The organism is Streptomyces sp. NPDC005811, from assembly GCF_040630405.1.
GTDB lineage: Bacteria > Actinomycetota > Actinomycetes > Streptomycetales > Streptomycetaceae > Streptomyces.
The window spans coordinates 196575-209886 of record NZ_JBEXXK010000002.1; the positions used below are offsets into that span (position 1 = coordinate 196575).

The following is a 13312-nucleotide window of genomic DNA, read 5'->3' on the forward strand; positions in this document are numbered from 1 at the left end:
GCTGTGCAGGGGGCCGTCAGCCGCCGCTGGTGAGGGTCGACGGGGGGTTCGCCATCACAAAGAATGCGATGCAGGTGAAGATGACGGCGAGATATGTGCGCACGTGCTTCTGCTCCTTACCTTGACCGAATCGATAGTCGGGTGGGAAAGATGGCACGACGGGATGCCGACGGAGAGCGGCAACACCGGCGTCCTCCACCGGGATTCATCCTAGCGGCGATCAAGACGCCTCACGCACCGGCAATTTCCCGGCGGAACCGAGAGGGATTTACCCGTGTCAAGAACTGACGGCCGTGCTATTCTCCCGGCGACTTCGCCCCGCGCAGCTGCGCCAGCGCGCGTGAGGCGCGGTCCTGTTCGGACAGGGCTCCGAGGCGCTCGCTGATGGAGAGGCTCTCCTCGAAGTGGGCCACGGCCCGGGCCGTCTGTCCCGCGTCCCGCTCCGCCTGGGCCAGGTCGTAGAGGACTTCGGCCTCCTCACCTGCGGCATGGATGCGCCGGGCGACCGCGAGAGCGGCCAGGTGACGTTCGATGGCGCGCTCGCCGCGACCGGCGGCCCGGTAGGCCCTGCCGATGCGGTTGAGGGCGATGGCCTCCCCGCGCCGGTCCCCCACGGCCCGCAGGACGGGCAGGGCCCGTTCATAGAGCGAGAGAGCCTCGCCGGTTCTCCCGAGGACGTCCAGCACACTCGCCAGATTCATTTCGAGGGTGGCGCGGTCACGCTTGTTTCCCGTCCTGGATTCGATGCCGATCGCTTCCCTGTATACCTTCTCGGCGGCGGCCGGATCACCGATCCTTTTATAAAGTTCGGCCAAGTTGTTCAGCACGCTGTATTTACCGCGGTCGTTCCGCACCGCCCGGAATCCGGTCAGGGCCGAGAGAAAGGATTCGAGCGCCTCCCGATGCTCCGCAAGATGGAGATGGATGATCCCCAGGAGATTCCTGCTGCGTGCGATCTGGAGCTCACTACCTGTTTGCAAAAGGAAAGCAAGGGCTCGCTTCTGAAGCGTCCGAGCCGTTCTGTACTGCCCCGTCTGCCACAGCGGAATGGCCAGCTGATGGATGCACTCGCTCTCCAGCGCCGGGTCCACGAGGAGACGAGCCGCGTCCAGCGCCTCCTGTGCGGCCGAAATCGCCTCCTCGTATCGCGACGCATGTGTGTGGATCATGCACAGATCGAGTAGGGCGCGGGCCCGTGACGCCTCGTCGCCCGTCGCGGCCCAGTGGGCCACCGCCCTGCGCAGCAGGGGTTCGGCCGTGACGACATGCCCTTCGTTGTCCAGAAAGCCCGCCAGGACATGCACGGAAAGGGCGAGTTGACGTTCCGATCCATGATCCGCGATCCAGCGCAACGCGCCCAGGACATTGGCGCCTTCGGTGATCAGCCAGCGTTCGGCGGCGTGGGCGTCGGCGATTTCCTGGCGCGGCGACACATCGGGACCGGACTCCGTTCCCGCTTCCCGGCGCGGCCGAAAAGGATAGGCCAGCCGGTCGGCCCGGTCCGCCACGGACAGATAGTGGAACACCAGGTTTCGCACAGCTTTTCGGTCGGCGTTCATGGATTCGACGGCGGCTTCATGATCGGGACCGAGTTCGGGACCGAGTTCGGGACCGAGTTCGGGACCGAGTTCGGGACCGAGTTCGGGACCGAGTTCGGGACCGTCAAGCAGTGATCTTGCATATCCGCGCAGCAGATCATGCATCGTGAATCGATGCGGCGCGGGTTCGGAGACGAGGTGGCGGGCCAGGAGTTCCTCCATGGCCCGTTCGGCCGCACCGACGGAGAGACCGGTGAGAGCGGCCACCGCGTGGGGACCGAATTCCGTCCCGAAGTGCAGGCCGCAGCGTCGGAATACCTGCCGCTGGACCGGATTCAGCGCCCGGTAGGACAGCGCGAAGACACGCGCCACGCTCCGCTCGCCGTCGTGCAGCTCCTCGAGGTGCCCCTCGCCGCCGGTCAGCTGCCCCAGCAGATCGGACGTGGTCCACGACGGGCGGGCGAGAAGGCGGCTGGCGGCGATCTCTATGGCCAGGGGGAGAAAGCCACAGATACGGACGATCTCGACCACATCCGTGCGCCTGGTGTCGGGGCGGGTGCCCAGGCGCTGCTCGAAGAGGGCGACGGCGTCGTCCTCCGGCAGCACGTCGAGGGAGACCGGGCGGACTCCCGGCAGCCCGGGCAGCCGTTTGCGGCTGGTGACGACGACAGCGGTCGGGGAGGCCCCCGGAAGCAGCGGACGGACCTGGTCCGGACCGGCCGCGTCGTCCAGGATCACCAGCATGCGGCGCTCGTGTGCCGCGGCCCGCCACACGGCGACCAGCTCGTCGAGGTCGTGGGGCAGGTCCTTCGTGTCCGTGCCGATCAGGCGCAGCAGTTCGGTGAGGGCGCGGGCCGGGGACAGCGCCGTCCGGTCGGCGGCGTGGCCGCCGAGGTGCAGATAGAGGCGGCCGCCCGGGAAGCGGTCCCGTAATCGATGGGCGAGGTGGACGGCGAGCGAGGTCTTCCCCACGCCGCCCATGCCGTCGACGGCCTCGACGGTGACCACGGTGGCGCCGGCACCGTCGCTCTCGGCGACGGCCGCCGTGAGCCGCCGCAGTTCCTCTCGCCGCCCGACCCACGGGACGTCCCTCGGCAGATTGTCCGGGACCTTGCCGACGGGCTGGGCGGACGGCACCGGCGGGCGGGTGGGGTGAAGCAGCTCCGCGGCGGCCGCACCCGACAGAATGCCCTGCTGGACGTGGTGCAGCCGGCGCCCGGCATCGAGGCCGGTGTCACGGATGACGCGCTGCCGGGTGCGCTGGAGCAGCCTGGTCGCCTCGGCCGTACGGCTGCTTCCGTGCAGCGCGACGGCCAGCCGTTCCACCAGCGCCTCGTCCACGGGATGGGCGTCCACCAGGGCCAGCAGCACCGGGACGGCGTCGGCGAAGGCGCCCCTGCCGATGAGGAGGTCGGCGCGGGTCAGCGCGGCGGCCAGTCGCGTCTCACCCACGGTGACCCGCAGATGCTCGGCCCAGGAGCCGGAGATCCCGGCGAGCGGTTCACCGCGCCAGAGCCGGTCCGCCCGGTCCAGCAGGAGCAGCGCCGAGGTCTCGTCCTCGCCCTGCCGGGCGCGGGCCTCCTGGACGAGGTCGGTGTAGCGGCGCAGATCCACGCGGGCCGGGTCGACGCGCATCTCGTACGAGTGGGAACGGCTGACGATCGTGGGCTCCTCGGCACCGGCGACGCGCAGTGCGGTGCGGATCCTCGAGGCGTGCGTGTGGAGCGCCTCCCTCGCCTTGGCCGGTGGATGCTCGTCCCAAATGCGGTGGATCAACGTCTCCATGCCCACCGTGCGGCCCGCATCCCAGGCCAGAGCGGCCAGGGCGAGGCGCGTCTTGGTGGAACCGAGATCTCTGAGGTGCCCGGCGGCCGGTACTTCGACCGAACCGGAAAGTCGAATCTCCCATTCCACCAGCGTCCTCCCGGCGGTAGGACCTTCATGTGGCTGAGCCTTCGAGAATGTCATGGACCTGTTAAATCTGACCAGACGACTATCAGTTCAGTCCAAATCCGATCGATAAAAAAACGATTCTGTTCGTGGATCCCGCAAACAGGGGAGGGACTTCCGGTAACGGCCTGTACGGAGTCGCCCCCGAAAGGAGTCCCCCGCGTGCGAGTTCCTCGCTCGGAGAGGCTGGAGTCGCTGCGATCAGCCGTCTTCGCGAGTCACGCGCAGCCCGAATCCTCCGCCTGGCGGGACCTGGCGACGGTGGTGAGGACCGCCGCCCGGACGGACGGGGCGGTGGCCCGCCTCTGGCCCCCGGAGAACGCGCCCACGTCCCTGCCTCGTCCGCAGCTGGAACGCCTCGCCCGGGCGCTCGACGAGCTGGCGGCGCGCGACGCCGGCACCGAGCAGGCCGTCATGTGGTGGCTGCGGCGGCACGGCCCCGGAACGCCCGCGGGAACCTCCAACACCGTCGGCGGGAACTCCGTGATCCGCGGGCCGAGCGTGCAGGGGCGGGACTTCTACGGCGACCTCCACTTCCACGGACCGCCCGAAGCGGCGGACGCCCGCCTCCCGGTGCCCCGTCAACTGCCCCCGATCACGGCCCGGTTCGTGGACCGGGAGAGCGACCGGGCGGCCCTGGACGCGCTGCGCGCCGGCCATCCGGCCCATCGCCCCCAGGTACTGGTCGTCAGCGGTCTCGCCGGAGTCGGCAAGACCACCCTCGTCGCGCACTGGCTCCACGAGCACGCCGCCGGTTTTCCCGACGGCATCCTCTACTCCGACCTCGGCGGCCACCGCGCCGACGGGGACGGCGGACCGGTCCCGCCGGCCACGGTCCTGGAGCGCTTCCTGCTCGCTCTCGGGGCACCCGTGCTTCCGGCCGACACCGCGGGCCGCAGCGCGCTCTGGCGCTCCCTGACCGCGGGACTGCGGCTGGCCGTCGTCCTGGACAACGCGTTCACGGCGGCTCAGGTGCGCCCGCTGCTGCCCGGGACGTCCACCGGGCTCACCGTGGTGACCAGCCGCACCATCCTCACCGGTCTGCAGGTCGACGGCGCCGCCCTGCACCGGCTGGAGGCCCTGCCGACGGAGTCGGCCGTCGCGCTCCTGGCCGTCGGCGGCGGGAGCCGTGTCGCCCGTGAACCCGCCGCCGCCCAGCGGGTCGTCGAGCTGTGCGGCCGACTGCCTCTGACGGTGTGCCTGGCATCCGCCCAACTCGCCGTACGCCCGCACCGTTCCGTCTCCGCGCTCGCCGAGACGCTGTCCCGGACCCACGGTGCCCTCGACGGCCTGAAGATCGAAGGAGAGGCCGTGATGCGGACGGCACTGGACCTGTCGTACGGACTGCTGCCCCGGGAGAGCGCCGCGCTCTACCGCCGGATGGGCCTGCTGCCCGTCGACCGCCACGATCTCGCCCTGCTGACGGCCCTCGCCGACGCCTCCGACGTCACGGACGTCGACAGCGCCCTGCACGCCCTCGTGGAGGCCAACCTCCTGGAGGAGACCGGCCCCGGTGTCTACCGCTTCCACGACCTCGTGCGCCGGCACGCCCGTCGGCTCGGCGCGGAACAGGAGGGTCCCGCGCAGCGTGAGCAGACCCTCCGCGGCTTCGTCGACTGGTGTCTGGCCACGGCCGCCGTGGCGGAGTCCCTCCTCACGCCCTCCCACCCGTTGCCGGGCCATGCCCCGCCCGCACCTCATGCGTCCCCCACCCCGCTCGACGGTCCCGAGGAGGCGCTGGCCTGGCTCGACACCCACCGCGACGGGTTGATGAACGCCGTACGGCACTGCGCCGAGGCCGGCTGGCACACCAGCTGCTGGCGGCTGACCGACGCCCTGTGGCCCCTGTTCCACCGCTTGCGCCCCTCCGACCTGTGGATCGAGGCGCACCGGCTCGGTCTCGAGGCGGCCCGCCGCAGCGGTTCACAGCCGGGGGAGGGCCGGATGCTCACCTCCGGCGCGATCGGACTGCGGGACGGGGGCCGGTACGAGGAGGCGGCCCACTGGTACCGGCAGGCCCTCGAACTCGCCCTGGCCGACGGGGACGTACGGCAGCAGGCGCAGGCGGTCAACGGCCTGGGACACCTGTGCCTCCTCACCGGGCGTCTGGACGAGGCCCGCGATCACTTCGGGCATGCCCTGCGGCTGAGAGAGTCGATCGGGTACCGCAGGGGGGCCGCGCTCTCCCGCAGACGCCTCGGCGAGACCGCCCTCGCCGCCGGCGACCTGCCCGAGGCCGCAACCCAACTGAGCCTTGCCCTGGCGGAGTTGGAGTCGCTCCAGGAGTCGTACGAGGCGGCCCGGGCGCTGGCCCTGCTCGGGCAGGCCGAGAGCCGGGGGCGGCACGAAGACGGCACCCGGCATCTGCGGGAAGCCCTGGAGCGGTTCCGCACCGGGCCCGGCCGCTCCGAGCACTGGGAGGCGCGGACCCTGGAGTGGCTGGGACAGGACGCCGAGAGCCGGGGGGAGACGACCCAGGCGGCCGGCCATTACGAGGCCGCCCGGGCCATGCTCCGGCGGCTGGACCCCGCCGGGGCACAGCGGCTGGACGACCGGCTGCGGCCCCTGTGAGCGGTGCGGCAGCCGGCCCCCTCCGGTCGCGTCCCGCGCGACGCGGGGTCAGCGGGTCGTACGGTGCCCGCGCTGCTGCGGGTCCCGGACGGTGAGGGAGTCCAGCGATTCCGGGGCTCCCCCGGCCACGACCCAGGCGTGCAGCACCGAGGCGACCAGGTGCACCGCGGACCCGACCCGTATGCCGCGCAGCTCGGGGCGCGCATACCGCAGGCCTCCGGTGCGGTCCCGTACCCCTGCCAGACATCTCGTCCCGGACTCGGGTACCCCGGCGACGAGACAGCCCGGATGACGCAGGAGCAGCTCGTCCACCCGCCGTCGGGCCTCTCCGGGCGGCGACTCCACCCGGCTCACCAGTACGTCGGCGTACTCCGCCAGACGTGCCGTGCGCGGATCACCGGCCACCGCGCACAACTGCACGTCGCACCGGAGAGGGCCCGGCGGATGCGGGCTCGGCGGCGGACCCGGGGGCGTGAGGCCGCCCGCCGTGCCGGACAGCGGTTCACGGCACACCAGAAGCGTGCCGTGTGCCGAGTGCGCCCGCCAGCGCACACGGTCGGTGGCGCGGCCGGGCCCGGTCGGCGGTCCGGCCCAAGGGGCGGCGGCCGTGCCGTCGAAGCACACCGTCGTCCAGGCCGCGTCGAGCGGGACCGGCCGCTCGTCCTCGCTCACCGTGCCGCTCCGAGGCCGGCCGTGGCCTCCCAGTGCCGCAGCGGCCGGGGCGCCGGCAGCGGGGCCACGGCGGCCGGGCGGGCCGGTTCCCCCAGTCCCAGCAGCCGGTACACGACCGTACGCATCCGCCGGTGGAACTGTCCCGGTACCGACGACAGCGAGGCGGCCACCTGGTCGTAGTGGCCCGGACGACGTGTGCGGGCCGCGTACTCCAGTTGCTCGGCCAGCGGGTGCACGGGAGAGACGACCGGGGCCACGGCGGACAGCAGGGCCGCCGGGGAGCAGGGCGACACCTCCCGGCGCGGACCCGCCGTGAGGAGGATGGTGGCGTCCGTGAGGGTGCCGTACGCGGTGAGCGAGCCGTGGTCGCCGATGATCCAGTCGGCGGCGATCAACAGGGCCTGCCAGTCCGCTTCCGGGGGCACGATCGCGATACCGCGCCCCCGGCAGCCGGCGAGCCAGCTGTGCACCTGCCAGGCGCCGTGGCCGGCGAAGACGTTCGGATGGACGAGCAGGGCCACCCGGTGGGCGGCGCCCACCGGTCCGAGCAGGTGCGGCAGCAGGGACTCGAGCCGCCCGAAGGTGGACGCCGGTCCCCAGGTGGAGCTGACCACGACGAGCCGCTCCCCGGCACGGATGCCGAGCGCACGCCGGTACCGCGCGCGCAGTGGCCTGCCCGCCGCGATCCGGTCGACGCAGGGGTCACCCACCACGTGCGCCACCGACAGCGCCTCCGGACACGACAGGGCCAGGGCTTCAAGGTCGCGGTCGTGGGCGTAGCCGATCGCGGCGGGCACCACGCGGCCCTCGTGCAGCAGATGACGACGGCTCAGCATTCCGGGCGGTCGCGCCTCTCCCGGGGCGAGCCCGGTGGAATCGGTGAGCGGTTTGATGTGCCCGGCTCCGTGCGAGACGCGGAGCACGGGGCACCGCAGTTCATGCACACCACGGGACCCGGCGGCGAGCGCCAGGTCGAACTCCGCCCCGAGTGCCTCCTCCCAGGGCACCGGTGCGATGCCCATGTCGTGCAGGTACTGCGTGACCCCGTTGCCGAAGGCGTGCGGCGCGGCCGTGAAGACCAGTTGGACCCGCAGATCGGCCTCCAGCAGACCGAACACCTCCCTCAGCCGCTGTGCGAACGTCACCGTGTGGACGACCACCAGCACGCGCTTGCAGTCCCGCACCGTCAGCCAGTGCCCCTGCTCGATCAGTGCCGGTTTCGTGGTTCTGACAGACACGCGATCCCCCATCGCTCATCGCTTCCTACAGCACTCGGTGAGGAGCTTCCCGGCGCGCACGGCAGCTTCCTTGCAGGGGGCTTGCAGCGGGCTTGCGGTCCGCGTCTCGGCAACACGGCGGTGCCGTCGGCTTCATGACGGGAACTCAAATCGTCCGTGTACGGGCGGCGACTGTGCCGAAAGAGCGCGCAAACTCTGGACACGCATGGGGTAACCAGCGGTAACTTCCGCCATATTCAAGTCCGCAACCGCTTTCCCCCCAGGAGACACACCTCATGCGCAGACTCCTCGCCAGCCTGGCGGCCACGGCCGCCGTTCTCGGCGGGCTCGCCGTGGCCGCCCCGCCCGCCGCGGCCGCCGACTCGGGCACCTTCAGCGTCCTCAGCTACAACGTGGCCGGACTCCCCGAGGCCCTCTCCAGCGCGCCGACGCCCCGTCAGTCCAGCACGACCACCATCGGCGAGCGGATCGCGCCGTACGACATCGTGCACGTGCAGGAGGACTTCAACTACCACGCCTACCTGTACGCGGCCGACACCGCGCACGCCTACCGCACCCCCACCAGCGGCGGCGCCGGGATCGGCAGCGGGCTCAACACGCTGTCGAAGATCTCCTACGACGCGGACGACTTCGAGCGGGTGGGCTGGAACTCCTGCCAGCTGGACTCGGGTGACTGCCTCACCCCGAAGGGCTTCACCTTCATGCGCGAGCGGCTCGCCGAGGGGGTGTACGTCGACTTCTACAACGTGCACACCAACGCCGGGACCAACGCCGGGGACCTCGCCTCGCGCGCGGACAACCTGGCACAGCTCACCACGTTCATCTCGACCCACTCCGCCGGGAACGCGGTCGTGGTGATGGGCGACACCAACACGCGCTACACCCGCTCCGGCGACACCATCGCCGAGTTCGCCGCCGCCAACGGGCTGACCGACGCCTGGGTCCAGCTGATCCGCGGCGGCTCGGCGCCCGCCAAGGGCAGTGACGCCCTGGTCTGCGACCAGTCGGGGGCGACCGTCCCCAACACCTGCGAGGTCGTCGACAAGGTCCTCTACCGCAGCAGCAAGCTCGTCTCGCTGAACGCCACCGCGTACAACAACGAGCACGCCAAGTTCCTCACCTCCGACGGGCTGATGCTCTCCGACCACGACCCGATCACCGTCGGCTTCAGCTGGTCGCGCAACTCCGCCTTCCAGCTGAGCGACCAGTTCGGCGGCCCGCACGGCGACTACTACAACGACATCAACAGCGTGCCGTCCGGCGCCCGCGCCTCCACCCTCGCGCTGCGGGCGGGCTCCCGGGTCGACCAGCTGAGCGTCACGCTGTCCAACGGCACGACCCTCGCCCACGGCGGGACCGGCGGCACCGCCTCCTCGCTGACGCTGGGCAGCGGTGAGTACGTGACGACGGCGTACCTGTGCCAGGCCGAGAAGGACGGCCACACGCGGATCTTCTACGCCAAGTTCACGACGAACCTCGGCCGCACCCTGGCCGGCGGCACCACCACCTCGGACTGCGTGACCCGCACCGCGCCCAGCGGCTGGCAGATCGCCGGCTTCCACGGGCGGTCCGGCGACGAGGTCGACAAGGTCGGGTTCATCTACACCCAGCGCTGATCCGCCCCGGCGGTTGCGCATCCCTCCCCACCCAAGATTAGGCTAGGCTAAGCTAACAAAATCTTGGGGTCAGTTCCGTGCGGTACGCCGTCAGGGGAGGGATGCGCCCATGGGGTCGCCGACCATCGGCTCCTACCCGATGCCCGACCGCTCCTCCCTCCCCGGCCCGCAGGTCCCGTGGCGGATCGACCCCGCGCGCGCCGCCCTGCTCGTCCAGGACATGCAGAACCACTTCGTCGGGGCCTTCCCCGCGGGGCGCTCCCCCGTCGTGGAACTCGTCGACAACATCGTGGCGTTACGGGAACTCGCCGACGCCCTCGGCATGCCGGTCGTCTTCAGCGCGGAACCCGCCGTCCAGGCACCGGGGCAGCGCGGGCTCGTCGCCGACATCTGGGGGCCGGGCATCGGGGACGAGCCGGAGGCCGCCGCGATCGTCGCGCCCCTCACGCCCCGCCCCGGCGAGCACCTGCTGGCGAACGTGCGGCACAACGCCTTTCTGCGCAGCCATCTCGGCAGGCTGCTTCGGGCCAAGCACCGGGACCAGCTGATCATCTGCGGGGTGCACGCGCACCTCGGCGTCCTGCTGACCGCCGCGGACGCCTTCATGAACGACATCCAGCCGTTCATCGTCGCCGACGCGGTGGCCGACTTCTCCGCGGAGGACCACTCGATGGCCCTTCGCTGGGTCAGACGCAGCGGCGTCGTGTGCACCACCGCCGTGCTGCTGCGCGACCTGCTGCTGCACAGGGAACGGCGCGAGGCGTGACCACACCGGGACACCGCACAGGGGAGCGAGCATGACCGCAGGGGCCGCAGACGCGACGACCGCCGTCGCGGAGCACACGCACAGGGAGTTCCCGGCCGGTGGACTCCGGCCGCCCGAGGAGCTCCGGGGCAGCACCGTCGTCGTCAAGTACGGCGGCAACGCCATGGTGGACGCGAGTCTCCAGGAGGCCTTCGCCCAGGATGTGGTGGAGCTGTGGCACGCGGGTCTGCGGCCGGTCGTCGTGCACGGCGGGGGCCCGCAGATCAGCGCGATGCTCGACCGTCTCGGGCTGGAGAGCCGCTTCGAGGCGGGCCTGAGGGTCACCACCCCGGAGACCATGGACGTGGTGCGCATGGTGCTGACGGGCCGCGTCCAGCGGGACCTCGTCGGGCACATCAACGCCCACGGTCCCTTCGCCGTCGGGATCACCGGCGAGGACGCGCACACGATGACCGCCGTGCGCCGGCCGGCCCGGGTGGACGGCCGTCCGGTGGACATCGGCCTGGTCGGCGACATCGTCGACGTGAACCCGGGCGCGGTGCGCGCCCTCCTGGAGCAGGGGCACATCCCCGTGGTCTCCCCCGTGGCACGCGGCGAGGACGGAGAGGTCTACAACATCAACGCGGACCTCGCGGCGTCCGCGCTGGCCGTGGCGCTCGGCGCCGCCCGGCTGGTGGTGCTCACGGACGTGGCGGGCCTGTACGCCGACTGGCCGCACGGCACCGAGGTGATCGAGCAACTGACGGCCGATGAACTCGACCTGCTGCTACCGGAGTTGGCGACCGGGATGCTGCCGAAGATGGAGGGCTGCCTGCGGGCCGTCCGGGCCGGTGTGCGCCGGGCCCGGGTGATCGACGGGAGGGTGCCGCACGCGCTGCTGCGGAGCCTGGTGGGCGAGGAGCGGTCCGGGACGACCGTGGTTCCCGGCACCGCTCCGGGTGGGCGGCCGCACGGACGGCGGGAGCCCACCCGGTAGCGCGCCCCTACAACGCCCGCCCCAGGACCCGCGCGTCGCGCCGCGGGTCCAGGGAGCGCAGCCAGTCCGCCGGTGCCGGACGGGGGCCCTCCGGCGTGAAGCCGTGGCGCAGGAAGAGGTGTCCCCCGCCGGTCGTCGCCGTGAACAGGGCGCCCAGCGACAGGGTGCGGGCCCGGGTCAGGGCCGCCTCCAGCAGGTGCGCCCCGGTGCCGCAGCCCTGCCGGTGCCGGGCCACGCAGAAGTTGTAGAGGACGCCGGCCGGGCCGTGCTCGCGGTGCCGGTGCACCCGCAGCCCCAGACACCCTTCGAGGGTGCCGTCGAGGGCCTCCACGACGGTGAAGTCGGCCGCGTGGGCCGCGTACAGCGCGAGGGGCCGCTCCCGCAGCGCTCCCGACTCCACGAACGGAAGGGAGAGAGCGGCGAGGGCGGCGGCGTCCTCGCGGCGCGCGGCACGCACCGGCGGTGCCACCAAGGGGTGCGCGTACGGCGGGACGGGGTGCGGCGTAGCCGTGGTCGGAGTCACGGAAGATAAGGGTAGCCTTACCTAACCGTCCGATCCACTCCGGTGACGGTCAGGCATCCCCGGACGCGGCGAGCGAACGGGGCCGCAGATCGGTCCAGTTGGCCTCGATGTACTCCAGGCACGCCTCCCGGCCGGTCTCGCCGAGGACGGCCGTCCACCCTCCGGGCACCTCGGCGAAGGACGGCCAGAGCGAGTGCTGGCCCTCGTCGTTGACCAGGACCAGAAAACGGCCGTCGGCGTCGTCGAAGGGGTTGGTGCTCATGCTGAGTGCCTCCCGGAAAGGTCAAGATTAGGTTAGCCTCGCCTAATTGGAATGAGCCTAACCTCTCCCCCTTCCCCCTCACAAGGAGACGTTCATGCGGGGCCTCCCGGCCGAAATGACAGACGGCTTCGCCGAGTTCGGGCTGTCCGGCACACCCGGCACCGACGCGTTCTGGGCGGCGGCGGGAGCGCCCGCGTCGGTCCCCGCCGAGGACGGCGGCTGGCGCACCCTGTTCCTGTGGCGCGGGCAGGAGGCGAGCGTCGGCTTCGAGAGCTGGTCGCAGCCGGTGCCGCTGCGCCGCTGGGGCGCCTCGGACTGCTGGTACGCCGAGGTCCGCATGCCCGCCCGGCTGCGGGTCACCTACCAGTTCCTCGCGGGGGACGAGACGTACGCCGACCCCCTCAACCCGGTCGGCGCGGGCGGTGACCGGTCCATCGCCGCGACGCCGGACGCCCCGGCCCAGCCGCACTGGCCCGAGATCGGCGCCGACGGCGTCCTGCCGGTGCCGCTCGCCCGGATCCGCTGGGCCGGCGGCCGGCTCGGCGGACGGCGGACCGTCCGGATCCACCCGGCGGGGGGCGGCGGACCGGTCGTCCTGCTGCTCGACGGCGACGACTGGCTGTATCTGCACCCGGCCATGACCGCGTTCGACTCGGCCGTCGCCGCCGGTGAACTGCCCCCCGTCACCCTCGTGTTCCTCCCGGCCAGGGACCGGGTGACCGAGTTCGCGTGCCGGCCCGACCTGTGGGAGGCCGTCCGCGACGAACTGCTGCCCCTGGTCGCGGAGTCCGGGACCCCCGCGGACCCGGAGCGGCTGGTGGTCGCCGGGCAGAGCCTCGGCGGGCTCAGCGCGCTGTACGCGGCCCTGGAGTTCCCGGAGCTGGTGTCCCGGGTCGCCTGCCAGTCGGGGTCGTTCTGGTGGACGCCCGACGCCCTGGACCGGGCCGATCCGCTGGGCGGCCCGGTCGGCGGTGCCCTGGCCGAGCGGCTGCGCGAGCGCCCCGATCTCTCCGGCCTGCGGGTCGCGTTCGACGTGGGCGAGCACGAGCGGCGGATGCTGCCCCACTGCGAGCTGACCGAGACCCTGACCCGGCAGACCGGCGCCACCGTACGGGTCTCCCGGTCACCGTCGGACCACGACCGCGCGGGGTGGCGCCACGCCCTGCTCCGGGATGTCGCCTGGGCCCTGGGCTGACCCAC

General features: G+C 72.1%; 10 protein-coding genes. 5 read left to right on the forward strand and 5 right to left on the reverse strand.

The window, feature by feature from the left end:
• Window positions 1-296: 296 nt before the first annotated feature.
• A complete protein-coding gene (locus tag ABZ490_RS02950; RefSeq protein ID WP_358983326.1) occupies window positions 297-3452 on the reverse strand; it encodes a tetratricopeptide repeat protein in 3156 nt (1051 codons plus the stop codon).
• Between the two features lie 198 nt (window positions 3453-3650).
• Here ABZ490_RS02950 and ABZ490_RS02955 point away from each other — a divergent pair, with 198 nt between their 5' ends.
• A complete protein-coding gene (locus ABZ490_RS02955; protein ID WP_358983328.1) occupies window positions 3651-6059 on the forward strand; it encodes a tetratricopeptide repeat protein in 2409 nt (802 codons plus the stop codon).
• A gap of 48 nt (window positions 6060-6107) precedes the next feature.
• Here the strand turns inward: ABZ490_RS02955 and ABZ490_RS02960 are convergent, their stop codons facing one another.
• Both ABZ490_RS02960 and ABZ490_RS02965 read right to left on the reverse strand, forming a co-directional pair.
• On the reverse strand, window positions 6108-6731 hold the full coding sequence (locus ABZ490_RS02960; RefSeq protein ID WP_358983330.1) for a hypothetical protein: 624 nt from the start codon (window positions 6729-6731) through the stop codon (window positions 6108-6110).
• Window positions 6728-7969 (reverse strand): hypothetical protein, encoded by a 1242-nt coding sequence (locus ABZ490_RS02965; protein ID WP_358983332.1) that lies wholly within the window; start codon window positions 7967-7969, stop codon window positions 6728-6730. Before ABZ490_RS02965 ends, ABZ490_RS02960 begins: the two co-directional genes overlap by 4 nt.
• Window positions 7970-8244: 275 nt before the next feature.
• Between ABZ490_RS02965 and ABZ490_RS02970 the strand changes: the two genes are divergently transcribed.
• The 3 genes from ABZ490_RS02970 to argB all read left to right on the forward strand — a co-directional run bounded on the left by ABZ490_RS02970 (window position 8245) and on the right by argB (window position 11327).
• Window positions 8245-9585 carry a jacalin-like lectin gene (locus tag ABZ490_RS02970; RefSeq protein WP_358983334.1) on the forward strand — a complete coding sequence of 447 codons (1341 nt, stop codon included), beginning with the start codon at window positions 8245-8247 and terminating at the stop codon, window positions 9583-9585.
• Between the two features lie 109 nt (window positions 9586-9694).
• Window positions 9695-10351 carry an isochorismatase family protein gene (locus ABZ490_RS02975; RefSeq protein ID WP_358983336.1) on the forward strand — a complete coding sequence of 219 codons (657 nt, stop codon included), beginning with the start codon at window positions 9695-9697 and terminating at the stop codon, window positions 10349-10351.
• Between the two features lie 31 nt (window positions 10352-10382).
• Window positions 10383-11327, forward strand: coding sequence for an acetylglutamate kinase (gene argB, locus ABZ490_RS02980; protein WP_358983338.1), 945 nt, complete (start codon window positions 10383-10385; stop codon window positions 11325-11327).
• A gap of 7 nt (window positions 11328-11334) precedes the next feature.
• On the opposite strand, the gene ABZ490_RS02985 is transcribed toward argB, so the two are convergent.
• Together ABZ490_RS02985 and ABZ490_RS02990 are read right to left on the reverse strand one after the other, a co-directional pair.
• A complete protein-coding gene (locus tag ABZ490_RS02985) occupies window positions 11335-11784 on the reverse strand; it encodes a GNAT family N-acetyltransferase (RefSeq protein ID WP_358983604.1) in 450 nt (149 codons plus the stop codon).
• 115 nt (window positions 11785-11899) lie between these two features.
• The gene (locus ABZ490_RS02990; protein ID WP_358983340.1) at window positions 11900-12112 is read right to left on the reverse strand and encodes an MbtH family protein; all 213 of its coding nucleotides are present in this window, start codon (window positions 12110-12112) and stop codon (window positions 11900-11902) included.
• Between the two features lie 94 nt (window positions 12113-12206).
• Between ABZ490_RS02990 and ABZ490_RS02995 the strand changes: the two genes are divergently transcribed.
• The gene (locus tag ABZ490_RS02995; protein ID WP_358983342.1) at window positions 12207-13307 is read left to right on the forward strand and encodes an alpha/beta hydrolase-fold protein; all 1101 of its coding nucleotides are present in this window, start codon (window positions 12207-12209) and stop codon (window positions 13305-13307) included.
• Window positions 13308-13312: the final 5 nt, after the last annotated feature.